The organism is Streptomyces sp. NRRL S-337 (genome assembly GCF_000720175.1).
GTDB classification, from domain to species: domain Bacteria; phylum Actinomycetota; class Actinomycetes; order Streptomycetales; family Streptomycetaceae; genus Streptomyces; species Streptomyces siderophoricus.
Genome location: NZ_JOIX01000017.1, coordinates 1 through 23,085, shown reverse-complemented (window position 1 = coordinate 23,085; position 23,085 = coordinate 1). Strand labels below are relative to the sequence as shown.

General features: G+C 69.8%; 25 protein-coding genes and 2 pseudogenes. 18 read left to right on the top strand and 9 right to left on the bottom strand.

Translation table 11 applies throughout. From position 1 onward, the window contains the following. The first annotated feature begins 24 nt into the window (after positions 1–24). A complete protein-coding gene (locus tag IG62_RS0114755) occupies positions 25–789 on the top strand; it encodes a class I SAM-dependent methyltransferase (RefSeq protein ID WP_030802008.1) in 765 nt (254 codons plus the stop codon). A gap of 78 nt (positions 790–867) precedes the next feature. Here IG62_RS0114755 and IG62_RS41850 read toward each other — a convergent pair. Continuing rightward, positions 868–1,427: pseudogene (locus IG62_RS41850) on the bottom strand (GNAT family N-acetyltransferase). A gap of 178 nt (positions 1,428–1,605) precedes the next feature. Here IG62_RS41850 and IG62_RS0114745 point away from each other — a divergent pair. The 10 genes from IG62_RS0114745 to IG62_RS0114700 all read left to right on the top strand — a co-directional run bounded on the left by IG62_RS0114745 (position 1,606) and on the right by IG62_RS0114700 (position 9,241). Beyond that, complete coding sequence (locus IG62_RS0114745) at positions 1,606–2,052, top strand: Fur family transcriptional regulator (protein WP_078872010.1); 447 nt, start codon at positions 1,606–1,608, stop codon at positions 2,050–2,052. Beyond that, complete coding sequence (locus IG62_RS0114740; RefSeq protein WP_030802003.1) at positions 2,049–2,321, top strand: hypothetical protein; 273 nt, start codon at positions 2,049–2,051, stop codon at positions 2,319–2,321. The genes IG62_RS0114745 and IG62_RS0114740 overlap by 4 nt, the downstream gene beginning before the upstream one ends. Positions 2,322–2,327: 6 nt before the next feature. Further along, complete coding sequence (locus tag IG62_RS0114735) at positions 2,328–3,335, top strand: CobW family GTP-binding protein (RefSeq protein WP_030802001.1); 1,008 nt, start codon at positions 2,328–2,330, stop codon at positions 3,333–3,335. Further along, positions 3,332–4,369 carry a WD40 repeat domain-containing protein gene (locus IG62_RS0114730; RefSeq protein WP_030801999.1) on the top strand — a complete coding sequence of 346 codons (1,038 nt, stop codon included), beginning with the start codon at positions 3,332–3,334 and terminating at the stop codon, positions 4,367–4,369. Before IG62_RS0114735 ends, IG62_RS0114730 begins: the two co-directional genes overlap by 4 nt. Further along, positions 4,366–4,806: a hypothetical protein gene (locus IG62_RS0114725; RefSeq protein WP_030801996.1), complete on the top strand. Its 441-nt coding sequence runs from the start codon at positions 4,366–4,368 to the stop codon at positions 4,804–4,806. The genes IG62_RS0114730 and IG62_RS0114725 overlap by 4 nt, the downstream gene beginning before the upstream one ends. Positions 4,807–5,022: 216 nt before the next feature. After that, positions 5,023–6,003: a metal ABC transporter solute-binding protein, Zn/Mn family gene (locus IG62_RS0114720; protein ID WP_030801994.1), complete on the top strand. Its 981-nt coding sequence runs from the start codon at positions 5,023–5,025 to the stop codon at positions 6,001–6,003. A 17-nt stretch (positions 6,004–6,020) separates the two neighbouring features. Beyond that, a complete protein-coding gene (locus IG62_RS0114715; protein ID WP_078872009.1) occupies positions 6,021–6,965 on the top strand; it encodes a metal ABC transporter ATP-binding protein in 945 nt (314 codons plus the stop codon). Beyond that, positions 6,952–7,878, top strand: coding sequence for a metal ABC transporter permease (locus IG62_RS0114710; protein ID WP_030801989.1), 927 nt, complete (start codon positions 6,952–6,954; stop codon positions 7,876–7,878). The genes IG62_RS0114715 and IG62_RS0114710 overlap by 14 nt, the downstream gene beginning before the upstream one ends. Continuing rightward, positions 7,875–8,753 carry a metal ABC transporter permease gene (locus IG62_RS0114705; protein ID WP_030801987.1) on the top strand — a complete coding sequence of 293 codons (879 nt, stop codon included), beginning with the start codon at positions 7,875–7,877 and terminating at the stop codon, positions 8,751–8,753. The genes IG62_RS0114710 and IG62_RS0114705 overlap by 4 nt, the downstream gene beginning before the upstream one ends. A 14-nt stretch (positions 8,754–8,767) precedes the next feature. Then, positions 8,768–9,241: a Fur family transcriptional regulator gene (locus tag IG62_RS0114700; RefSeq protein ID WP_030801984.1), complete on the top strand. Its 474-nt coding sequence runs from the start codon at positions 8,768–8,770 to the stop codon at positions 9,239–9,241. A 74-nt stretch (positions 9,242–9,315) separates the two neighbouring features. Here IG62_RS0114700 and rpsR read toward each other — a convergent pair whose 3' ends face one another. The 4 genes from rpsR to rpmG form a co-directional block, all read right to left on the bottom strand. Then, entirely contained in the window at positions 9,316–9,552 is a 237-nt protein-coding gene (gene rpsR / locus IG62_RS0114695) for a 30S ribosomal protein S18 (RefSeq protein WP_030801983.1), read from the bottom strand. A 71-nt stretch (positions 9,553–9,623) separates the two neighbouring features. After that, positions 9,624–10,775, bottom strand: a complete 1,152-nt coding sequence (locus IG62_RS0114690) for a CobW family GTP-binding protein (protein ID WP_030801980.1) — start codon at positions 10,773–10,775, stop codon at positions 9,624–9,626. Then, positions 10,775–11,029 (bottom strand): type B 50S ribosomal protein L31, encoded by a 255-nt coding sequence (locus IG62_RS0114685; RefSeq protein ID WP_030801978.1) that lies wholly within the window; start codon positions 11,027–11,029, stop codon positions 10,775–10,777. The genes IG62_RS0114690 and IG62_RS0114685 overlap by 1 nt, the downstream gene beginning before the upstream one ends. 52 nt (positions 11,030–11,081) lie before the next feature. Next, positions 11,082–11,246, bottom strand: a complete 165-nt coding sequence (gene rpmG / locus IG62_RS0114680) for a 50S ribosomal protein L33 (protein ID WP_030801977.1) — start codon at positions 11,244–11,246, stop codon at positions 11,082–11,084. Between the two features lie 67 nt (positions 11,247–11,313). Here rpmG and rpmB point away from each other — a divergent pair, with 67 nt between their 5' ends. From rpmB to IG62_RS0114665, 3 genes are all read left to right on the top strand, one after another. After that, the gene (gene rpmB, locus IG62_RS0114675; protein ID WP_030801974.1) at positions 11,314–11,550 is read left to right on the top strand and encodes a 50S ribosomal protein L28; all 237 of its coding nucleotides are present in this window, start codon (positions 11,314–11,316) and stop codon (positions 11,548–11,550) included. Continuing rightward, complete coding sequence (rpsN, locus tag IG62_RS0114670; RefSeq protein WP_030801972.1) at positions 11,550–11,855, top strand: 30S ribosomal protein S14; 306 nt, start codon at positions 11,550–11,552, stop codon at positions 11,853–11,855. Before rpmB ends, rpsN begins: the two co-directional genes overlap by 1 nt. Positions 11,856–13,005: 1,150 nt before the next feature. Then, positions 13,006–13,188 carry a hypothetical protein gene (locus IG62_RS0114665; RefSeq protein WP_030801970.1) on the top strand — a complete coding sequence of 61 codons (183 nt, stop codon included), beginning with the start codon at positions 13,006–13,008 and terminating at the stop codon, positions 13,186–13,188. A gap of 163 nt (positions 13,189–13,351) precedes the next feature. Here the strand turns inward: IG62_RS0114665 and IG62_RS0114660 are convergent, their stop codons facing one another. Both IG62_RS0114660 and rpmF read right to left on the bottom strand, forming a co-directional pair. Then, the gene (locus IG62_RS0114660; protein WP_030801967.1) at positions 13,352–14,521 is read right to left on the bottom strand and encodes a GTP-binding protein; all 1,170 of its coding nucleotides are present in this window, start codon (positions 14,519–14,521) and stop codon (positions 13,352–13,354) included. Between the two features lie 5 nt (positions 14,522–14,526). Next, positions 14,527–14,697 (bottom strand): 50S ribosomal protein L32, encoded by a 171-nt coding sequence (gene rpmF, locus IG62_RS0114655; RefSeq protein WP_030801966.1) that lies wholly within the window; start codon positions 14,695–14,697, stop codon positions 14,527–14,529. Between the two features lie 372 nt (positions 14,698–15,069). Here rpmF and IG62_RS0114650 point away from each other — a divergent pair, with 372 nt between their 5' ends. Next, positions 15,070–15,966, top strand: a complete 897-nt coding sequence (locus tag IG62_RS0114650) for an aminoglycoside phosphotransferase family protein (protein ID WP_030801965.1) — start codon at positions 15,070–15,072, stop codon at positions 15,964–15,966. Positions 15,967–16,718: 752 nt separating this feature from the next. Here the strand turns inward: IG62_RS0114650 and IG62_RS0114645 are convergent. Next, positions 16,719–17,564: an MIP/aquaporin family protein gene (locus IG62_RS0114645; RefSeq protein ID WP_030801964.1), complete on the bottom strand. Its 846-nt coding sequence runs from the start codon at positions 17,562–17,564 to the stop codon at positions 16,719–16,721. Positions 17,565–18,011: 447 nt separating this feature from the next. Between IG62_RS0114645 and IG62_RS50105 the strand changes: the two genes are divergently transcribed. From IG62_RS50105 to IG62_RS0114630, 3 genes are all read left to right on the top strand, one after another. Further along, a complete protein-coding gene (locus IG62_RS50105) occupies positions 18,012–18,365 on the top strand; it encodes a CrcB family protein (RefSeq protein WP_037838354.1) in 354 nt (117 codons plus the stop codon). Between the two features lie 685 nt (positions 18,366–19,050). After that, positions 19,051–19,821 (top strand): SDR family NAD(P)-dependent oxidoreductase, encoded by a 771-nt coding sequence (locus IG62_RS0114635; protein ID WP_030801961.1) that lies wholly within the window; start codon positions 19,051–19,053, stop codon positions 19,819–19,821. A 25-nt stretch (positions 19,822–19,846) separates the two neighbouring features. After that, positions 19,847–22,744: a BTAD domain-containing putative transcriptional regulator gene (locus IG62_RS0114630; protein WP_030801959.1), complete on the top strand. Its 2,898-nt coding sequence runs from the start codon at positions 19,847–19,849 to the stop codon at positions 22,742–22,744. Between the two features lie 237 nt (positions 22,745–22,981). On the opposite strand, the pseudogene IG62_RS46295 reads toward IG62_RS0114630, so the two are convergent. Further along, positions 22,982–23,085, bottom strand: a pseudogene (locus tag IG62_RS46295) (IS481 family transposase); the annotation flags it as partial.

Sequence of the window (23,085 nt, the reverse complement as noted above, 5' to 3'; positions counted from 1 at the left end):
AGACGGAAGGGGTGGCCCGATCAGATGGGCGTGAGCATGGCGACGGCCAAGCAGTGGGTGGAGCGCTGGGAACGGCAGCAGCAGCGCTACGCCATCGACCGCGAGGAGCGGTTCACCGTGATCGCAGATGTGGTCGAGCACGTCACGGCCGGCCGCAGCAGACCGCTGCTCCTGGACCTGGGCTGCGGGCCCGGCTCGCTGGCGGCGCGGCTCGCCGAGCGCCTGCCGGACGCGGAGATCGTGGCCGTCGACATGGACCCGCTCCTCCTGGAGCTCGGCCGCACCCACCACGCGGACGCCGCCCGCTATGTGGACGCCGTGATCGGTGACGACGGCTGGACCAACGCCCTCGAACTGGACCGCCCGTTGGACGCGGCCGTCTCGACGACAGCCCTCCATTACCTCCCCGAGTCCACCCTGCTGGCCACTTACCGCCGTCTCGCAACCCTCCTGGGCCCCGGCGGCGCCCTCATCAACGGTGACCACTTCCCGCAGGCCGGCTCGCCCTGCTCGGACCTCACCGCGCAGGTGGGCCGCCGCCGGGCCGAGCGCTCGCGCGCCCACGTCCATGAGGACTGGCAGTCCTGGTGGACGGCGGCGGCCAAGGACCCCGAGCTGGCCGACCTGTTCACGCAACGCGAGCGGCGCCGGGCCGCGCGCGGTGGTGGCGGCGGCGGCGGTCTGACGGCGGCCCGTCACGCCGAACTCCTGCGACAGGCGAGCTTTCGCCACGTCACGCCGGTCTGGCAGTTCGGGGACAGTCATGTCCTGGTCGCGGTCAAGGACTGATGCGGCTGTGGTCGCGGTCCGCCGTCGGTAGGTGCGGGACCGGCGCGGCGTCCAGGGGCGTGCTTCTCCAGTGGCGCGTCAGAGGGTGAGGCTCATCAGGACGTCGTCACGGTCGTCGCCGGGCGCCACCCGCAGCGCTCCCGGCCATCGGCCGACCTCCACCCACCCCAGCTTGCGGTAGAAGTCCTCCAGCCCAAGCCCGATCTCGCGCCGAGGCCCAGCCGTTCCAGGCCCATCTCGTCGCGGGCGATGCCGCGGACGCGGTGCATCATCGCGGCGCCGATCCCCAGGCCGCGGAAGCGGGGGTGCGTCTGGACGTGGTTGACCACGCCGCAGTGCGCGACGAGTGGATGCTCGTCGCGGCGAAGGAGCAGCCAGCCCGCGAGCGCCTTCTCGACAGTGGCCATGAGCAGCCTCCTCCGGTGTGGAGCGAGCCCGCGGACGAGCTGGTCCACCACTGGCGCGACGTCCCGGGTGCTCACCGGGGGCAGGGGAAATTCGGTGGGGATGACCGCTCCGCCGGCGTTGCTCACCATCACCCAGCAGTCCGTCAGCTCCCGCCTGAGGTCACGGGCGATCTCTCCGGGGCGGGTGATCTGCGTGAACTCGGGTGCCATCGCTGCCTCGTGCGCCGTCATGGCGTCAGCCTGCCAGATTCCCGGTCGCGGACGGATCGTCTGGGTCTCGTTCGCAGGCGTTTCCGTTGTCTGGCGCGCGCCACTCACATGAATAAAGATTCATATGGACATGGATGTCATTTTCATCTAGCGTTTCTGTTCACGGCCCGTACCGGCCGCTGAACGAGGTGACTGCTCCATGAACGATCTCGCTCCCCGCTGTGCGGAGCGCGGCCGCTTGGGCGGCCGGACCACGCGACAGCGCTCCGCCGTCCTGCGGGTGCTCGATGCCTGTACCGACTTCGTCTCGGCGCAGGCTCTGCACGACCGCCTGGCCACTACGGACCTCCCGGTCGGGCTGGCCACGGTCTACCGCACGCTCCGCGAACTCGAACGGGCCGGCTGCGTCGACGTCGTACGCGACGAGACCGGTGAACGCCGCTACCGCAGGCGGCCCGACGACGGGCACCGGCACTACCTCATCTGCCGGGCCTGCGGCCGCAGCAGACCGGTGGAGTCCGAGGCCGTGGAGGAATGGGCCGAGCACACCGCCCGGATCACCGGCTACGCAGCCGTGGAACACATCGTGGAACTCACCGGCATCTGTGCCCGCTGCAGGCCGGATACCGCCGAAGGAGAGGCATGAAGCCGATCGGGACCTGGCCTCCAGGGCAGAACCCGCGTGCGGCGGAAGTCAAGGAGTCGGTACGCCGCCTGCTCGCGCTCGACGACGACACCGCCGTGATGGTGCGGGAGTTGGCGTGCAGCGATGCGGACTGCCCGCCTCTGGAGACCGTCATCGCCGTACTGCCCATGAACGGTACGGCCCGCCGCTGGACCCTGCACCGACCCGTCGCCGACATCACCGAGCAAGACCTGCGGGCACTGCTCGCCCGCGAACCCGAAGGAGCCTGAACCACCATGTCCGCCAAGCAAGATGACCGGGTGCCCGTCACCGTACTGACCGGATTCCTCGGCTCGGGGAAGACCACCCTCCTCAACCGCATCCTCACCGAGAACCACGGACTGCGGATCGCCGTCATCGAGAACGAATTCGGTGAGGTCGGCATCGACGACGCGCTCGTCCTCGACTCCGAGGAAGAGATCTTCGAGATGAACAACGGATGCATCTGCTGCACCGTGCGCGGAGACCTCATCCGCATCCTCGGCGCACTGATGCGCCGGCGTGAGAAGTTCGACCACATCCTGATCGAGACGACCGGCCTGGCCGATCCCGCCCCCGTCGCCCAGACGTTCTTCATGGACGACGAGATCGCCGCTCAGCTGCGCCTGGACGCCATCGTCACTCTCGTCGACGCGGCACACGTCCTCCAGCACCTCGACGAGAAGAAGCCGGACGGGGTGGAGAACGAGGCCGTCGAGCAGCTCGCCTTCGCCGACCGTGTCGTCCTCAACAAGACCGACCTGGCCGACGAGCAGACCATCGCCGAGGTCATCGCCCGCATCCGGGGTATCAACGCCCCGGTCGAGATCATCCCGGCCCGCCACGCCGAGGTGGAGCTGAACCGCATCCTGGACGTCGGCGCCTTCGACCTCGAACGGGTCCTCAAGGACGACCCGCAGTTCCTCACCGAGACCGAGCACCAGCACGACACCACCGTCACCTCGGTCGGCATCGAGATCGACGGCGAGGTCGACGAGGGCCGGCTCAACGCCTGGCTCGGCAAGCTGCTGCGGGAGAAGGGAGCCGACATCTTCCGGTCCAAGGGCATCCTCGCCCTCGCCGGATCGGACCGGCGCTATGTCTTCCAGGGCGTCCACATGCTCTTCGTCGGTGAGAACGGAGCTCCTTGGCGGGAGGGCGAAGCGCGCCGCAACCGCCTGGTCTTCATCGGCCGCAACCTCGACCGCGAGGCCCTGACGCACGGCTTCGCCCGCTGCGTGGTCACCGCGGGAGCCGCCGTATGAGCATCACCACCGACACGTCCGTCGAGGCCGGCAGTACCGCGTGGGAGACCGCCCTCGACGACGCGCCCGTCGCCCTCTCCGCCGCCGGGGACCTGGTCGCCGTGGCCGGAGCCGAAGGGAGCGTCCTCATCGCCGACGCCGCCACCGGAACGGAGGTCGGCGGGCTCGAACTCCCCGGCGGGGCCCTCTCGGTGGCCCTCTCCCGCGACGCCCAGCACCTGGCAGTCACCGGGCCCACGGGTTACGCCCTGTGGAGCCGGTCGCGCGTCTCGCCGCTCATCGTCGAGACCGGGGCCTGGTCGTCCACCGCGGCCTGGGCGGACAACGGCCGGGTCGCCGTGGCCTCCGGCCGCCGCGCCCTCGTCCTCGACCCGGCGGGCGAGACGCAGTGGGCCACCGAACCCGCCGCGTCCACCGTCACCGACCTCGCCTGGATGCGCAACGGCCGCCGGCTCGCGGTCGCCGCGTACGGGGCGGTGCGCGCCCACGAACGGCACACCGACAAGCCCGTCGTCACCTATCCCTACGTCGGCTCGCACCTCGCGCTCGCGGTCGCCCCGACCGGCCGCTGGATCTGCAGCGGCAACCAGGACGCCTCCATCCACATCTGGCGCACCAGGGACGGCAGCGAACTGACCATGTCCGGCTACCGGGAGAAGGTCTCCCGACTCGCCTTCGACGACACCGGCTACTGGCTCGCCGCCGACGGCGCACCGGATGTGACGGTGTGGAACTTCTCCGGCAAGGGCCCGGCCGGCACCGCACCCCGCTCGCTGCAATGCCACGACACCGTCACCGCCCTCGCGTGGCGGCCCGGCGGCGCGGGCCACCTGGCGAGCGGTGGCCACGACGGCACGGTCGCGCTGTGGCAGGCCACCGCCGGCCGCCCCCAGGCCCGCATGCGACCCTCGCGCACCCTTCCGGCGGCATCGGCGGTGGCCGCGCTCGCCTGGTCCGGGCCCCATCTGCTGATCGCCGCGCACCGGGACGGTCGGGTACGCGCACACCGGCTGCCGTCGCGGAACACCCTGTGACCCGGCCGGACAGTCGCATCCGGGTCGGCGCGGCCAAAGACCGTCCTTGCACACTGGTGGTGTGCCGCGGCTGCTGCTGCGGCAATCCGCGCAAGCACCCGGGCACCGACCACGAGTGGCAGCTCGCCCGACTCCGCGCCGCGGCGGCGGAGTCGGGCGGGCGGCTCGCGGTCCGTACCAGCGAATGCCTCGGCCCGTGCGGGCAGGCCAACATCGTCGTCGTTCAGCCTTCCGGCGAAGGCCGTCGCCGCGGCGGCCGGGCGACCTGGATCGGCTGGGCGCTGGGCGACGACAGCACCGACGACATCCTCAGCTGGGTGACGGCCGGCGGGCCGGGCGTGGCCGCTCCCTCGCCCGCCCTGGAACTGCAATTCGTCCCCACCCCCGGGGAGGCGCAGGCGCGCACCCGTGCGCGCGGGCGCCGTGCACGCCGGTGACATGACGGGCGGGCCGTGTGCAGCGCCGTCTCCAGCACCTGCGCCCGGCATCCACCGGAGTCGAGGCCATGCCTGGCCGTCGGGACGCTGCCTCAAGAGTTGGTAATGACCACCTCCATCCCTTGGAATGAAAATCATTTTCATCTAAGGTGAGGGTCTAGCCACTCCACCGGGCTGCGACCGCCCCGAGCCCGGTGCATCCGAAGGAGCCCCTGTATGTCCCCCGCCCCCGCCTTTCGTCCCGCCCGCCGGCGATCCGTACGCCTCGCCCTCGTGGCCGCCTCGGTCACAGTGACCGCTGCGACCGCCGCGGCATGTGCAACCTCGCCTGCCGGAAGCGCCCACACCGACACCTCCGGTGGCTCCTCGGGCTCCGGCAAGAAGCTCCAGGTGGTGGCCGCGGAGAACTTCTGGGGCAGCATCGCCTCCCAGCTCGGCGGCAGCCACGCCGAGGTGACCAGCATCATCACCAATCCCCACACCGACCCACACGACTACGAACCGACCGCTGGCAACGCCCGGACCGTCTCCGGCGCGCGCTACGTGATCGTCAACGGGATCGGCTACGACGCATGGGCCGACAAGCTGCTCTCCACCAACCCCGGTAGTAGCCGCACCGAGCTGAACGTCGAAGACCTGGTCGGCATCAAGCCGGGCGGCAACCCCCACCGCTGGTACTCGCCGCACGACGTCCACCAGGTGATCGACAAGATCACCGCGGACTACAAGAAGCTGGCCCCGGCCGACGCCGCCTACTTCGACCAGCGCAAGAAGACGTTCGAGACCAGGACCCTCGCGCCGTACAACCGGCTGCTGTCCGACATCAAGGCGAAGTACGCGGGCACGCCGATCGGTGCGTCCGAGTCCATCGTCACTCCTCTCTCCGAGGGACTGGGGCTGAAGATGCTGACCCCCGATTCGTTCCTGGACGCCATGAGCGAGGGCTCCGACCCCACGGCCAAGGACAAGGCCACCATCGACCACCAGATCAAGAGCAAGCAGATCAAGATCTACGTCTACAACAGTCAGAACTCCACGCCCGACGTGCAGGAACAAGTCAAGGAGGCCGAGGCGCAGGGCATACCGGTGGCCACGGTCACCGAGACCCCCACGCCCGCAGGCGCCTCCTTCCAGCAGTGGCAGACCGCCCAACTCCGCGGCATCGAGCGGGCCCTGGCCAAGGCCACCGGTAAGTAAGCGGGGAGCGCGCGACCATGCTGCATCCGATCGCGAAGGCCCGCGAAGCGGCTGGACACACCGTTCCGCCGCCCCGACCAGGCGCCGAACCCCTCGCAACGCCGGCACCCGACGACGTCCCCGTGCTCGCACTGCGCGGCGCGGCCGTACGCGTGGCCGGCCGTACGCTGTGGTCCGGGGTGGACCTTCGCATCGGGGCAGGCAAGTTCGTCGCCGTCCTCGGCCCCAACGGGGTCGGCAAGTCCACCATGGTCAAAGTGCTGCTCGGGGCACTGCCCGCAGCGGAGGGCGAAGTCCGCGTGCTCGGCGCCCGACCCGGACAGGCCAACCACCGCATCGGCTACCTGCCTCAACGCCGCAGCTTCGACGCGTCGATGCGGATCCGCGGTGTCGACGTGGTGCGGCTGGGGCTGGACGGCGACCGCTGGGGCGTACCCCTGTGGCCGTCCGGTGCCCGGAGGCGGGCGGCCCGTCAGCGCGTCGAGGAGGTCATCGAACTGGTCGGGGCGTCGGCGTACGCGCACCGGCCCATCGGCAACTGCTCCGGGGGTGAGCAGCAGCGGCTGCTGATCGCCCAGGCCCTGGTCCGCAGGCCCCAACTACTCCTGCTGGACGAGCCGTCGGACAGCCTCGATTTGCCCCACCAGAGCGCGGTCACGGCACTGATCAGCCAGATCTGCCATCAGGAGAACGTCACGGTCGTCATGGTCGCGCACGACGTCAACCCGATCCTGCCGCACCTCGACCAGGTGGTGTACCTCGCCGAAGGCGGGGCGGCGAGCGGCACACCGGAGGAGGTCATCACCTCCTCCACACTGACCAGGCTGTACGGCACGCCGGTCGAGGTGCTGCGGACGTCCGACGGGCGGCTGGCCGTCGTCGGCCAGCCGGAAGCACCCGCGCGGCACACCGACCGGCACACCTCCGCTCCCTGTGCCGGAGGCGGCCATGCTGCCGGCTGAACCCGTCGCCGGACCGGTCTGGTCGTGGAACCTGCTCACGGACGTCCAGGAGATGTGGTCGTTCCCCTTCATGGTCAACGCCTTCCGTGCGGGGGCGATCGTCGCCGTGGTGTCCGCGGTCATGGGCTATTTCGTGGTGCTGCGGCGACAGACCTTCGCCGCCCACACCGTCTCCACCGTGGCCTTCCCCGGCGCGGCCGGAGCCGTCCTGCTCGGATTCAGCGCGGTATACGGCTACTTCAGCCTCTGCGTGGCGGCCGCCGTGATCATCGCGGCCATCGGGTGGCGCGGTGGGGGAGGGGGGAGTGGAGGAGCGGACGAGTCTGCGCTCACCGGTACCGTGCAAGCATTCCTGCTCGCCTCAGGATTCCTCTTCATCGCCCTGTACAAAGGGCTGTTGGGAGGTCCGCAGACCATTCTCTTCGGCACCTTCCTGGGCATCACCACCTCCCAGGTGAACGTGCTGCTCGGCGTGGGAGCCGTGGTGCTGGCGGCCCTGGCACTGATCGGGCGGCCGCTGCTGTTCGCCTCCGTCGACCCGCAGGTCGCCGCCGCGCGGGGGGTGCCGGTCCGCGCCCTGTCCGTCATCTTCCTCGTCCTGCTCGGCGCGGCGACCGCCGAGGCCGGCCAGATCACCGGAACCCTGTTGGTGTTCGCGCTGATGGTCATCCCCGCCGCGACCGCGCAGACAGTGACCGGCCGCCCCGGCGCCGGTCTCACCCTCGCCGTCCTCCTGGCCCTGGCCGCCACCTGGCTCGGCCTGACCACCGCCTACTACTGGCCTTACCCCTTGGGCTTCTTCGTGACCTCGTACTCCTTCGCCGGCTACCTGCTCGCCCGCTCCGGACGCGCACTGCACACCCGGCTCGGCAGGACCGCCGCACCCCTCCTGAACAAGGAGGCCACGGCATGACGGCACTCCTGTCCTCCGCCTCGGCGCCGCTGGACCAGCCGTTCGTCCAACACGCCCTGCTCGCCGGCACCGGCATCGCGGCGGCCTCGGGACTCGTCGGCCACTTCCTGGTCCTCCGGGCCCAGATCTTCACCGCCGATGCCCTCAGTCACGTCGCCTTCACCGGAGCGATGGGGGCCCTCGCCTTCGGATACGACCTGCGCACGGGGCTGTTGGTCGCCACCGTCGGCATCGCGCTGCTCTTCGGCACCCTGGGGCGCAAGGCCCGCGCGGACGACGTCGTCATCGGCAGCGTGTTCTCCTGGGTCCTGGGCCTGGGCGCGTTCTTCATCACCCTCTACACCACCTCCCGGAGCACGGCCAACGGCACCGCCGGGGTCAGCGTGCTGTTCGGATCGATCTTCGGTCTCTCGGCCGGGAAGGCGTCGTCCGCCGCCCTCGTCGCCGCCGGAATCTGCCTGCTGATGGTGCTCATCGCCCGCCCGCTGCTGTTCACGACGCTCGACGAGGCCGTGGCCGCGGCCCGCGGCGTGCCCGTACGGACGCTGGGCTTCGGCTTCCTCGCGGTGACCGGAGTCTGCGCCGCCGAGGCCACCCAAGCAGTCGGCTCGCTGCTGCTGCTCGGCCTGCTGGCGGCGCCGGCCGGAGCTGCCGCCCGGCTGACCGACCGCCCTTACCGGGCACTTGCCCTCTCGGCGATCCTGGCGGTCCTGGCGATGTGGGCCGGCCTCGCCGCCTCCTACGCCGTACCGAAGATGCCGCCCAGCTTCGCCATCATGGCCGCCGCCACCGCCGTCTATGCAGCCACCTTCCTCATCCGGCGCCCCACAGCAGACAGGCGCCTGCGCAGGCGTACCGCCTCAGCCGGAACGTGAGGCGTGACGGCACGATGACGGCAAGCACCGGGCCGCAAGCCACCGCCACACAGGAAGTCACCCACCTCGGACGCTTCACCCAGCAGCGTGCCCTTGTGCTGGAAGCCTTCATCGAGGCCGTGGCGGCGGAGGGGTTCGCCAGCGCCCAGGCTCGGCACGCCCGGCTGCTGGCTGCCGACTCGCCGGTCGGCCTGTCCACCGTCTACCGCACGCTCAGCGCCCTCGCCGAAACGGGGCGCGCCGACGTCGTGCGGGACATGAACGGCGAACGGCTCTTCCGCTACCGTCCCGGCTCCGACCACCGGCACCATCTGCTCTGCGCCGAATGCGGTGTCAGCGTGATGCTGGACGCGGTGGCGGTGGCGGTGGAGGAATGGGCTGCCGGCGTAGCCCGGACAAGCGGATTCACCGCCGTCCGGCACACCGTCGAACTCACCGGCATCTGCCCCGACTGCGGCCCCTCGGTGGAGGGTTCCCACGGGGACTGACGCGACTGCCCCGCACCGCACGGAACTCGCCGGTTTCGTGCGGTGCGGGGCAGGGCGCGAAGCGCGCGGCGAGACTACTTGGAGTCGTACGGGAGCAGAGCCATCTCGCGTGCGTTCTTGATCGCGCGGGCCAGCTGTCGCTGCTGCTGTGCGGTGACCCGGGTGACCCGGCGGCTGCGGATTTTGCCGCGGTCGGAGATGAACTTCCGCAGCAGGTCGGTGTCCTTGTAGTCGATGTAGGTGATGCCGGCCTGGTCCAGCGGGTTGGGGCGTGCCTTGAGCGGCTTGCGGGGATCGGAGCGGCGAGGCATGGGAATTCCTTTTCTCGGTAGGCCGGTGGTGGGCGGGTTCGGTGCTGTGTGCGAGGTCAGGAGACGGGGGGTCAGGAGACGGGGTCGAGGAGTGCGTCGAAGGAGGCCGGAAGGTGCTTCCACGCCTCGCGCCCGCCGGCGAACTCCGCTTCGGTCAGCAGGCAGGAGTCGAGCAGCCGCTCCAGGCCCTCGCGGTCGAGGCCGGGTGCGGTGAAGACCAGGTGCTGGCAGCAGTCGCCGTGTTCGGGGTGCCAGTCGAGGGCGGCGGCCGCCCTGCGCATGGCCGGAACCATCTCCCAGGCGGCGTCCGGGAGTGAGGCGAGCCAGGGGCCGGCGTTCTCCACGCACAGGGCGCCGCCGGCGGAGTCCCAGGACAGCAGGGTGTCGGGACGGTCGGCGAGCCAGAAGCGGCCGCGGCTGCGGGCCGCCGCACACGCCAGGTCTTCCAGCGCATGGTAGAGCCGCTCCGGATGGAAGGGTCGCCGCCGGTGCCACACCAGAGTGGCCACTCCGGCCTCCTCCGCTTCCTGCGGCAGTAGCGCGCAGGCCGGGTGCTGGGCGGCGGCGGCCGTCTCGACGTCGAAGCCGGCGAAGGCGGACTCCGCCAGCTCTCCGGACGCGGCAGACACCTGGCGAGCTGTCGGATGCAGCTGGGCGAGCAGCGCCCGGTCCTCGTCGTCGGCCTCCGGACTGTCGACGAGCGCGAGCACGGGCGCGTACTCCAACTGGCGCGCCCAGGTGTCGCCGACGGTCCGCTGATCCGTCGCGGCCGCCGCGAGGCCCGCCTCCGCCAGGTCGTCGCCATTGGCGAGGTACGGCAGCACGAGTGCCGGATCGACTGCCGTCAGGACGTTGGAGAGCGTCAGCGATTCGCCGCCGTGCGCCGCGATGAACTCGGCCATCGCACGGGGCTCGACGGAATCCCAGAGTTCCACGACCGCCAGTCGATGCAGACCGCTGTCGGCCAGCCGCTGGAGTTCGGGGACCAGGTCCTCGCGCAGAGCGCAGCACGCGCAGTCGTTGACGAGAGGCGCCTCACCGGAGGACAGCGGGCCCGAGGCGTCGCGCACGGTGCGCCGTACCGTGCCCACCGCGGCCGTCGAGAGGTCGTGGTGCAGCGCGACACTGCCGGGAACGGAGTGCAGCAGCCGCCGTACGACCTCCTCCCGGGCCTCGGAGTGCAGTCCGCCGACGATGACGACGGGAAGGTTGTTCTCCGCCATCACGCCGTCCCGCGCCGGCCGTACCGCCGCTCGAAGCGCTCGACGCGGCCGGCCGTGTCCAGGACCCGGGCGGTGCCCGTGTAGAAGGGGTGGCTCTTCGAGGAGATCTCCACGTCGATGACGGGGTAGGTGTTGCCGTCCTCCCACTGGATGGTCTTGTCGCTGGTCGCGGTGGACCGGGTGAGGAAAGCGAAGTCGGCAGCCCGGTCGCGGAAGACGACGGGCCCGTAGGCCGGGTGGATTCCGGGTTTCATAACGATGTTCCTGTCTGTGAGCTCGGCTGGGGAGACGGGGCCGACCGGAGCGTCAGCGCTCCTCGCGGAAGTCGACGTGCCGGCCGGCGACGGGGTCGTACTTGCGCAGGACCAGGCGATCGGGGTCGTTCCTGCGGTTCTTGCGGGTGACGTAGGTGTAGCCGGTCCCCGCGGTGGAGCGGAGCTTGATGACCGGGCGTAGTTCGTTGCGAGCCATGGGAGGTACTATATGGCAATGGTTTCCATTGCCGATAAGGGCCCCGACGAGAGGTAGTACCACCACCATGTCCGCTCACTGCCAACTGACCGGCGCCAAGCCGGGCTTCGGCAAGGCCATCTCCCACTCGCACCGCCGTACATCGCGCCGGTTCGACCCGAACATCCAGCGCAAGCGCTACTGGCTGGCGAGCGAGGGCCGTCACATCCGGCTCACGCTCAGCACCAAGGCGATCAAGACGGTCGACGCCATCGGCGTCGAGGCTGCGGTGGCGCGTATCCGCGCGCGAGGGGTGAAGGTCTGATGGCCAAGCAGAGCAAGATCGCGAAGAACGAGCAGCGGAAGGTGATCGTCGAGCGGTACGCCGCCCGGCGCGCCGAGCTGAAGGAGATCATCCGACGGCCCTCGTCGACCGATGACGAACGCGCCGCTGCCCAGGCCGAGTTGCGGCGCCAGCCGCGTGACGCCAGCGCCACCCGGGTGCGCAACCGGGACGGCGTGGACGGCCGGCCCCGCGGGCACCTGCGGAAGTTCGGTATGTCCCGGGTGCGCATGCGCGAGCAGGCGCACGCCGGGTTCCTCCCCGGGGTGACCAAGTCCTCCTGGTGAGGTCTTGCCGTTGACTCTTCTGCGGCCCGGGCGAAGGTCCGGGCCGCAGTGTCGAACTTGGGAGGGCGCCGATGGACCTCGCAACACCAGGCAAACCGAGTCGCCCGTTCACGCTTGTCACCTGCACCGACTGCCGCGGCGACACGAGTGACCAGGTGATGGAGCGGCTACGTGAGGCGGTTCGCAGCTGCCCGCACGCCGTACTGGTCGCCACCGGATGCCTGGGCGGCCTCCTCCGTTGCACCCGTGCCGCGGGAGTGCATGCCGCCGTGCAGCCGTGTACGGAGGGCCGTGCTCCCAGCGGCCCCGTCATCCGGCTGGGCCCCCTCGCGACCGAAGCCGACGCGGAACTCGTCGGCGCGTGGCTAAGGGCGGGCATGCCCGACGACGGCACTCTTCCACGAAGACTGCGGGCAGCACCCGTGCCCCCCGTCGCATCGCCCATCCCAACTGAGGGGAAGCGCAGTGCCGAAGGAGTTGCGGCAACCGCGGATCGGTGCCAGTGCACTGAGGGACTACTACGCCCCGACCCCTGTGCTGGCCGGAATCGACCGGCCGCTTTCCTCGCCGAGATCCGAGGCGTCCACCAGGCAGCCCACGTGTGGGTCGGCGCACACCGCACCGCCCCTGACGCCGACCGGGATCGCCGCCTGCCGGGTGGAAGCTGTAGACGGTCTGACCACGCCGATGCGGTATCCCGCCGACGGCCGGGCGGCTGGGGTGATGGCCTTGGCACACCACCTCAACCACGCTGCCGCACTCGTCAATGGCATGCGACAGCCGGACTCAGAGGTGGAGCTGCCGGTGCCGTTCCTGCGACCCGTACCGAACGCATTTGACGAGTGGAGGGCTCGGCTGGAACGGGTGACCGTGTCCCGTGTGCTCCCGGGCGCTGACCAGGGCGTGACGTCGGTACGGTGGCGGGCCCGGTGACCGCTGTCCCCCGAGTGGCTCGCGGGGGCACTGACCACCGTCATGGTGGGCGTGTTGCGCAGCCAGGCCATCTGTGCCTGTCCAGCCCGCCCGAGGCGGTAGTGACCTGGCAGTGGGCCGCAGGGCACTTGGAGCTGTGCGAAGCGGACCGCTGGTTGCAACTCGAAGCCGATCACGCCTGGTGTGCCGCATCCTCGCAGCAGCGCACACTGGCCTCGTGGTTCTGGCGCCACTACTCGGTGAACGCCGGAACGACTTCACCTTCACTGGCGCTGACCTCGATCCCGACCGGCTGCGCTCCGCGCTCGACGCGGCCTTGCCGGATGACACGGAAGTGGCGCTCGGCTCGGACGGCTGGGCCGACTTCTCCGATCCCTGGCTCGGCGACCTTTCTTCCTGATCCGCGATGTTCCCCTCGGGGGCCACGGCGCGGCAGCGCACTGGCAGGGGAAGGATCTGGTCAGCCGAGGGGGCGGCGAGTGGGTGCGGCCCGGCTGCGGAGCGGGGCCTGGGTGCCGGGTTGGGCAGTGCCGTGGCTGCGACCACTGCCCAACCCGGGGCTTTCAGGCCTGCGCTACGAGATCCGGGTGCTCATGTTCGCAGGCGTCCTCGATCCCGTAGGTGTCCCACTCGGGGAACGGATCGCCGGTGAGTCGCTCCCCGTCGGCCAAGAGGCAATCGGTCAGGGCAGCTTGCAGCACCTCGGTGTGCAACTCGGTACCGATGAAGACCAGTTCCTGGCCCTGACTGTCGCCAGTGGCGCGGGCGCCGGACGGCTCAAAGCGGGCGACGGCACCGGCCTGTGACCACAGCCCGGTGACGTGCGGCCGGCTGGCCAGCCAGAAGAAGCCCTTGGAGCGCAGGATCCGGCCGTAGACGCCGCTGTCGAGTCCCTCGGTGACGAAGGTCCACAGCCGACCGGGGTGGAACGGCGCGGCGGCACGGAAGACCGTACTGGAGATGCCGTACTCCTCGGTCTCCGGTACGTGGTCGCCGTTGATTTCACGCACCCAGCCCGGTGCGAGCTGTGCACGCTCCAGGTCGAACAGGCCGGTGCCGAGAATGTCGGCGGACTCCACCCGCCCGTGCCGGGCCGGCACGATGCGGGCGGCCGGGTTGAGCCGGGCGAGCGTGGCGCGGAGCCGGACGGCGTCGTCCTCGTCGACGAGGTCGGTCTTGTTGAGAACGATGACGTCGGCGAACTCGATCTGGTCCATCAGCAGATCGCTGACAGTGCGTTCGTCCTCCTCGTACTGGTCGAGGCCGCGCTCGGCCAGTCCGTCGCCGCCGTTCAGCTCGGGGAGGAAGTTGGCGGCGTCGACGACGGTGACCATGGTGTCGAGCCGCGCGAGGTCGCCGAGGGTCGCTCCGTCGTCGCGCGGGAAGGCGAAGGTGGCCGCGACCGGCATCGGTTCGGAGATGCCGCTGGACTCGATGAGGAGGTAGTCGAAGCGGTCCTCGCGGGCCAGCCGGTCGACCTCTTCGAGCAGATCATCGCGCAGGGTGCAGCAGATGCACCCATTGGTCATCTCGACCAGGCGCTCCTCGGTGCGTGAGAGGGCGGCCTCGCCACCCCGTACCAGCGTCGCGTCGATGTTGATCTCGCTCATGTCATTGACGATGACAGCGACGCGCAGGCCGTCCCGGTTGCTCAGTACGTGGTTGAGCAGGGTGGTCTTTCCGGCTCCGAGGAAGCCGGAAAGGACGGTGACGGGCAGTCGGTTGTGCGTCATGCCGTTCAGCTCTCCGGGCGCAGTAGACCGCGTTCGTACGCCTTGGCCAGGCGCTGCGGTACCAGGTACGAGGAGCCGTCGACGGTGACCGGCACGAGTTGGGGAGTCGTGGCCTTCCACTGGGCGCGGCGGTGACGGGTGTTGCTGCGGGACATCTTCCGCTTGGGTACGGCCATGACGGACCTCCTGAGTACGTGGGCGACGGCTACATTACATGGAAATGGATGCCATTTCCAAAACGCACGTCACATCGCCCTGGATGCTGACGACCCACTGCGCCGCAAGAGTCACGGTCGTCGACGCGCAGGCGGCGCCTTCGTCACTTCGGTCACTTTGAAGGTCCTGCGCCGGCGCCGAAGTTGATGGGCAGGAGCGTTACGCGCCACCGCCGCACCGCACGCAAGCTTCTCTGAACTTGGGGCCGGTCTGTCCCAAGCCTCTGATCCGTAGCTTTCTGAAACCGAATTGGTGATGCCCGAGGGATCACAGCGAGATGTTCCGGAGAGCGAGAGCCCGCTCCGTCTGTCGCCTGAGTACTGTGACTTCGCATGACCGACACCGAGATCGAGATCACCGCAGACCTGGTCCGCGACCTGCTGCAGGAGCAACATCCAGACCTTGCAGGGCTGGCCATCCGCGAGGTGGCGGGGGGCTGGGGCAACCAAATGTGGCGCCTCGGGGACGAGTTGGCCGTGCGCATGCAGCGCATGGACCCCACCCCGGAGCTCCAGCTCAAGGAGCGGCGGTGGCTACCCGTGCTGGCCCCGCGCCTGCCGCTCCCAGTACCGACACCGGTGCGGTTCGGCGAACCGTCCGAGCGTTTCCCCAAGCACTGGACCGTGATGACCTGGGTTCCTGGCGAGCCGCTGGACCACGGCTCGATCAGCCGCGGCGACCACGCGGCCGACACGCTGGCGGGCTTCCTCCGGGCGCTCCATATGGAGGCGCCTGCCGATGCGCCGATCGCTACGGACCGCGGCGCCCATCCCAGGAACTGCACGGACGGCTTCGAGAACTTCTTCCAGGCCGTTGCCCCCGACGACATCGCTGCCGACGTCCGGGCCGTCTGGGACGACGCCGTTGCGGCCCACGAGTGGGAGGGCCCGCCGGTGTGGGTGCACGGCGACCTCCATCCCGCGAACGTCGTCGTCTCGGACGGAACGCTCTCGGGCATCGTCGACTTCGGTGACCTGTTCGCCGGCGACCCGGCGTGGGACCTCGCCGCCGCATGGGTGCTGCTACCCGCGGGCACGGCCTCACGGTTCTTCGACATGTACGCGTATGCAGACGAGGCGGCGATCCGGCGCGCTCGCGGGCTGGCCGCTATGAAGAGCCTCTTCCTGATGCTCATGGGGCAGAACGGAGAGAGGGGCCTTCCTGGCGGCAAGCCGAACTGGGGACCTGCAGGCCGGGCGGCACTTGATCGTGTTCTGAAGGGCGTTTGACGCACGCCTTCTTTGAACCCGTTCCCCGCCACGCTGAACGGCACCTTGTAGACGACGGCCTTCATCTACTGCCACCTCCCACCCGGCGGAGAGCGCCGACGTGCTATCCGACGCGCTATTTACCCACCCCTTGGACGTGACCTATCGCTCATGATTCTCCGGTCCGCTGGATGAGGAAAGCCAGTAATGCGGGTGGAAGCATCCACTCTGGCTACGGCAATATCGCACCGAGAAAAGAAACATGCGAGCCCACACCCGATGTGCCTGGGCCCCTGCTGCCGCCGTGCCATGCGCTCGCGGCCGCATGGCCCAACTCGCCGTCACCGTCGTGTGACTGGTGCGCACAGGTTCAGGAACGCAGCCGACGACCCGGAGCGCACTCCCTGCTACGCCACGCCCATGACGGGGGCGAGTGGCAGCAATTCCGCCTCGGCCCGTGGCGTATGGTCCGCGAGGTGAACGCTTCCGCGGCCCGCGGTCCGCCTGGAACCGGATCTGCGGTGGCGGCGGCGTAGGCTCGCACCCGTGCAGAGGGCATCTCCACCGCCGCGTGCTCGGCGACCAGCCGGGCAACCATGCACTTGAGGCAACGCCGTTACTTGCGCGGCGCATCCAGGTCCGCCCGCCGCATCTGATCGATGCCGACGCCTACCGAGGCTCGCACGCCCTCCCGGCGCTGCCGACGCAACGAGCCCGTACCAGGGGCGGGGGAGCACCGGGCTGCGGGACGCCGCGCCCCGCAGGATGCATGACTACCCTTCCGGGACGGGGACCCGGCCGGCGGGCTCCGGCTCGGCTGTGGCCAGGAAGTTGCCGATGAGGAACTTGTAGAACCCGGCGCCGAGGACCCCGCCGATCAGCGGGCCGACGATGGGCACCCAGAAATACAGATTGCCCCACTGGTCTCGCCAGGCGCCTCTATAGCCCGTGATGAAGCTGGCAAGTCTGGGGCCGAAGTCGCGTGCCGGGTTGATTGCGTAGCCGGCGTCGGTGCCGAAGGCCATACCGATTGCGACCACGACCAAGCCGATGATCAACGGTGCCAGATTCGCACCGGGCGGCGTGTTCAGCAGGTCGGTGATCGCGAAGATGAGGAGTACCAGCAAGGCGGTGCCGATCACCTGATCACGGAAGGCGCCCCATTCGTGGATTCCGGCAGTGGTCGAACCGTTCCCCGGCAGCGTGGAAAAGACGAACTGCGTCTTGATGCTGTGCGTCGGATCAGCCCTGGCCAGTACTTCGGTGTAGTCCCAGCGCACCAGCAGTGCGGCGACGAATGCGCCGGCTGTCTGGGCGATCGCGTAGGGCGCGACCTTGGCCCACGGAAAGCCCTTGAAAGCAGCCAGGGACAGTGTCACGGCCGGGTTGAGGTGGGCACCGCTAAGGCGGGCCGCGACGTACACGCCGAGAGTGACGCCCAGCCCCCAGGCCCAGGCGATGCTGTCGTGGTTGCCCAGAGCGCCCTTCGGGTCGGTGAGGGCACCTCCAGCCACTACCTGCGCCACGACGCCGCATCCGAAGAGAATGAGGACCAAGGTACCCACGAACTCTGCAGAGAGTTCACGGAACAGTTGGGGCTTGCCAACCGGTTCGCTCATGGTTATCGGCGTCTCCTAGGCGATTCAGAGCTCAGTGTGCCGGCGTCGGAACTCAGCCCTGATCATCACGGGACTGCGGGCTCTCCCACCACCCGTAGTCCGGCTGACAAGGCGCAATCACTCCGACGGGGAGATGTGGTTGCTCCGTCAGGGTTATTGATGGCACTCGGAGGTTCCGCCTGCATGCACGGGGGCTCCCTGGCGGAAGCCAAGGGTATGGTGCGGAATCAGGGGCAGAACCGTTCGTCGAAACCGCGATGTACCGAGGGGAAAGTGCCACTGTCGGCGACTCTGGCGTGCGCCCATCGCAATGGCCGTTACGGGTGAGAGAGATGGCCTCTGATGTCGGCCGGTCGCCGGCCTTCTGTCCGCGTTATGTATGGCGTCGTATCAGGTGGCGGCATGGTCAAGGCTGCATCGCCGCGCCTTTTGTGAGAGGGAGCCTCAGTGTCTCTACTGCTGACGCTGCTGGGTGGGTTGATCGGCGCGTCCCTTCGCTGCGGGACGGAGCGGTACCTTCGGCTGCGTTTCCGGAATCCTACGCACTGGGTCCCGTTCCTCCTCAATTTCGTCGGGTGCTTCCTGTTCGGCGCGCTTGCGGGATGGGCCTATCTACACCGGGTGACCAGTGGCACGATTCTGCTGGGCGGGCTTGTCACCGCCTTCAGCGTCTGCAGCCATGAGGTCGGTCGGTTGCTGGCACGCGGTCGACACGGGCTCGCGGTGCTCAACTCCTTGACCGGCTGGTTCATCGGGTTGACCGCCGCAGCTATGGGTGTCTTCCTCAGCCTCAGCGTTTAAAAGAGGTAGTAGAAGGGTTGGGAGATTCGGGGTGTACGTCCTCGCCCGGCACGCCCAGGATCTTGCAGATGGCCGTGACGGGTAGGGGTAGGCGAAGTCGTCCACGACGTCGATCTCGTCCTTGCCTTCGAGCGTGTCAAGCAGGCCGGCGATTACCTTGGCCAGTTCTCCGCGCATGTCGTGGAGGAACCTGGGGCTGTGAGGCGGGCCGAACGGCCGCGTCGCGGTTTCGCGCAGCCGGTCGTGTTCCGGCGGGTCGTGAAAAATAAAGCTGGGCGGCAAGTTCCTGTCCTCCTCGGCGATGGCGGGGCCGCCGGCGCCGGGGGCGCGGTTGCGCAGGTCGTTGCTGAGCCGCGGGTCGTTGGCGAGGCTTCGCACTTCGTAGTACGTGCTGACCAGGTAGGAACCGTCGTCCTGAAGCGTGACCGGCGACTTGCGCAGTGCGGCGTAGAGCGGGTAGGGATCGGCGCGATTCGCGAAGTCGGTGATCTGCGCGGACATGGTGCCGAGGGTCATGGTCTCTCCTGTGACGGAGGTCCGGGGCGATGGTCAGGCGCGCGGCGCGACGAACTGGACCCGCCGCTCGGTCGGTGAGCGGGCGGTGAGCGTGCGGTGAGCCGTTGCCGCCACTGTTGCTCCAGCGCCGGAGCCACCGAGGACCGGCCCACCGAACGAGGAGCAGGCTATGGGCATGCTGACCGGCAAGACGGCACTGGTGACGGGCGGATCGCGCGGAATCGGCCGGGCGGTCGCCCTGCGGCTCGCGGCCGAGGGCGCGCTGGTCGCCGTCCACTACGGCGGCAATGGCGACGCGGCCAAGGAGACCGTGGCGAGGATCGAGGAGGCGGGCGGCCGGGCGTTCGCCGTCCAGGCCCGGTTCGGCGAAGACGGTGCCGTGGACCGGTTGTTCGAGGGCCTGATCGCAGGGCTAGCGGGACGCGGGCTGGACATCCTGGTCAACAACGCAGGCATCTTCTCAGGCAACTCGATCACACAGGTGACACCGGAGGAGCTCGACAGGCTGTTCAGCATCAACGTCAGCACGCCGTTCTTCGTGGTCCAGCGCGCGCTGCCGCTGCTCAACGACGGCGGCCGCATCATCAACGTGGGCTCGACGGCCAGCCGGTTCGCCGTCTCCACCCAGATCGGCTACGTGATCAGCAAGACGGCGCTGGAGTCGATGACCCCGTCGCTGGCCAATGAGCTCGGCAGCCGGGGAATCACGGTGAACACGGTCGCACCCGGCGCGGTGCGGACCGACATGACCGCCGCCTTCACCTCCATCCCCGAGGTGGCCGCGGGTCTCGAAGCGATTACCGCGCTCGGGCGGATCGGCGAGCCCGAGGACGTCGCCGACGTCGTGGGATTCTTGGCGGGCCCGCAGGGCCGGTGGGTGACCGGTCAGACCATCGACGTCTCGGGCGGGATCTATCTCGGACCGATGGCCCACGCATGATCAGCGCCGGTGGATAATCACCGGCATGCTGTTCGGAATCCTCGGTGAGACCCGGGCGTGGCACGACGACGGGACCGAGGTTCCGCTGGGCGGGCCCGCCCGCCGCGCACTGCTGGCCCTGCTCCTGATACGCCCCGGAGAGGTCGTGCCGGCGGACCGGCTGGCCGACGCCATCGACCCGGACGCGGCGGTCTCGGCGCACGCCCTGCAGTCCCAGGTTTCCAGGCTGCGCAAGGCCCTCGGTTCGGGGGCCGCGCTCGAAGCGGCCGGGGCGGGCTACCGGATCGTGGTGGCGCACGACGATGTGGACGCCTGCCGATTCGAGCGACTGGCGCGGGAAGGGCGGGCCGCGTTGCACGCCCACGACGCGGAACGCGCGGCCGCCCTGTTGCGTGAGGCGCTGGAACTGTGGCGAGGGCCGGCGCTGGCCGGTATCGCCGAGAGCGAGACGGCCCAACCCGCCGCCGTACGACTGGAGGAGCATCGGCTCGGGGCGCTTGAGGACCGGATCGAGGCGGAGTGCCGGATGGGCCAACCTGCCGCCTTCGTACCGGAGTTGCGTGAACTGGTCGGCCGCCATCCACTCCGGGAACGGCTGGCGGGCCTGCTGATGCGGGCGCTGTTCGCGGAGGGGCGGCAGGCCGCGGCGCTGGTGGTGTTCGAGGAGACCAGGCGGCACCTGGCCCACGAACTGGGCGCGGATCCGTCCCCCGAACTCGTAGCGCTGCACCGGGAGTTGCTGAGCGCCGATGCGTCGCCTGCGCCCGGCGCGCCGCCGGCCCAGCTGACCGCGTTCGTCGGCCGCGCCGACGAGGTGACCGAGGTCGCCGGTCTGCTGCGGGCGGCCCGGCTGGTCACGCTGATCGGCCCCGGTGGCGTGGGCAAGACCCGGCTGTCCGTCGAAGTCGCGGGTGTCGCGGCCGACGATGTCTGCTTCGTGGAGCTGGCTCCGCTGCGCGACGGCGCCGGACTGCCGCAGGCACTGCTGCGCGCGTTCGGCCTGCGCGAGAACGGGCTCGGCATGGGCGACAGCAGCCAGCCGCCGGTCGATCGTCTGATCGCGGCGCTGTCGGACCGGATGCTCCTGCTGGTCCTGGACAACTGCGAGCACGTCATCGATGACGTCGCGGCGCTGGCAGCGCGGCTGCTGGCTGTCTGCCCACGGCTGCGGGTCCTGGCAACGAGCCGCGAGCCGCTCGGTATCACCGGGGAAAGCCTTTGGCAGGTGAAGCCGCTCGACGGCGACGCGGCGGTTCGGCTCTTCACCGACCGGGCCCGCGCCGTGCGGCGCGGTTTCGCCGCAGACCCTCAGGTCGTAAGCCGGATCTGCGCGGCCCTCGACAACCTGCCACTGGCCATCGAACTCACGGCGGCGCGTACCCGGACGCTCGACATCGACGACCTCGCGGGACGGCTGGACGACCGGCTCGGGGTCGCCGCGCGTGGCATCCGCACAATGGACGAGCGGCACCGGACCCTGCGTTCGGTGGTCGCCTGGAGCTGGGACCTGCTCTCCGAGTCCGAGCAGCAAGCCGCGCGGCGGTTCACTGTCTTCGCCGGCGGCGCGACGGCCGAGTCCGCACTGCGGGTGTGCGGAACCGACGGCGAGACGCTGGAGTTGCTGGTCGACAAGTCGCTCCTGGAGATGGCAGAAGGCCGCTACCGGATGCTGGAGACGATCGGCGCCTACGGCGGCGAACGGCTCGACGCAGCCGGCGAACGCGAGTCGGTGCAACATGCCCACGCCCAGAGGATCCTGGAGCTGGTGCGGACCGCCGACCCTCATCTGCGCCGGGTCGAGCAGTTGGAGTGGCTGCCCGTCCTGACGGCCGAGCACGGCAACTTCCTGGCGGCTCTCCGCTGGGCGGTCGAGGCGCCGGACGTGGAGACGGGCCTGAAGCTGCTGGCCTCGGCTTCGAACTACCTATGGATCCGGGGTGTGTCCGCCTCGGTCGCGCCCCAGGCGATCGCCCTCCTCGAAGCGGTGGGCGACGCACCGCCGGCCGGCCTCGGCGAGGAATATGTGACGTGCGTACTGCTGGCGGCGTCCGGTGTCGTCGGCCGTCCGGTGTGGCAGCGCCACCGTGCGACTGCCGAGAAGGTGCTGGCCGCCGCATGGTCGGGCGGACGGCCGGGCCGTTATCCCGTCGGCCTGTTCCTGTGGATGATGCGGAGCGCGAGCGAAGCCGACCCGCTGAGTGCCTTCGCGCTTGTCTCGTCCCAGCGCGACTGCTCCGAGCCGTGGGCGCGGGCGGCCGCCCGCTACGTGTCGGGATTCGGCCCTCTCGGCGAGGGGAACACCGCACTGGCCGAACGTATCTTCGCCACGGCCCTGGAGGGGTTCCGCTCGCTCGGCGACCGCTGGGGCACCGCGCTGACCCTGGACGCGCTTGCCGGGCTGGCGGGCGGACGCGGTGACCGCGCGCAGGCCATTGCGCTGACCGACGAGGCCCTCAGCCTCACCGAGCAGCTCGGCGCCGTGGAGGACACCGTCGATCTGCTGGTCAACCGGGGCGATTACTGCATCGGCGAGGAAGCGGCGACGGCCCGCGCCGACTATGACAAGGCCGCCGGTCTCGCACGCCGCGCCGGCAGCTCCACCTGCCTGGCAGCGGCCCTGCGCGGGCTCGGTGACCTGGCCCTGCTCGACGGGGACCTGGCCGAGGCGGAACGGCTGTACGGGGAGGTCCTGGAACGGGTCGACCCGCACTGGGTCAGGAGCGTCGGTACCCGAGTACGTACGCTCGCCGGACTCGGCCGCATCGCCGAGGCGCGCGGCGATCACGCCGTGGCCCGGACGCGTTACGGGGAGGCTGCCCAGTCGGTGGCCGTCATGGGTGCCGAGGTCCTGGACGTGCTCCGCCTGCTGGGCCTTTCCGAGAGCATCGTCGAGAGTGTGGTGGGGGCGGTGAGCCCGCGGTGAGCGCTCCGCAGATCCTCGCCTCATGAAGACCCAACTCTCCGTGCCGGGCCGGTAATCAGGCACATCCGGGAAGTGCATGCGGTTCACTTCCGTCCGCCCTCACCACAGAGGACACGGTCTTGGTCCTGGCCGAGCAGGTGGCCAGGTGTGCGCCTCATTGCCAACCGTTCGTTGGCAAGCGCGGCGTCCAAAGGATTGCCTCCGGCACCGACGTTCCACGCCTCCCTCCCCGAGGCTCTAGATGTGTTGTCCGGAGAGGTTGGTGACGCGGCTGGCTGGGGTGTGGCCGCTGATTCCGGTGTGGGGTCGGTGGTAGTTGTACCAGTCCAGCCAGCCAGGGA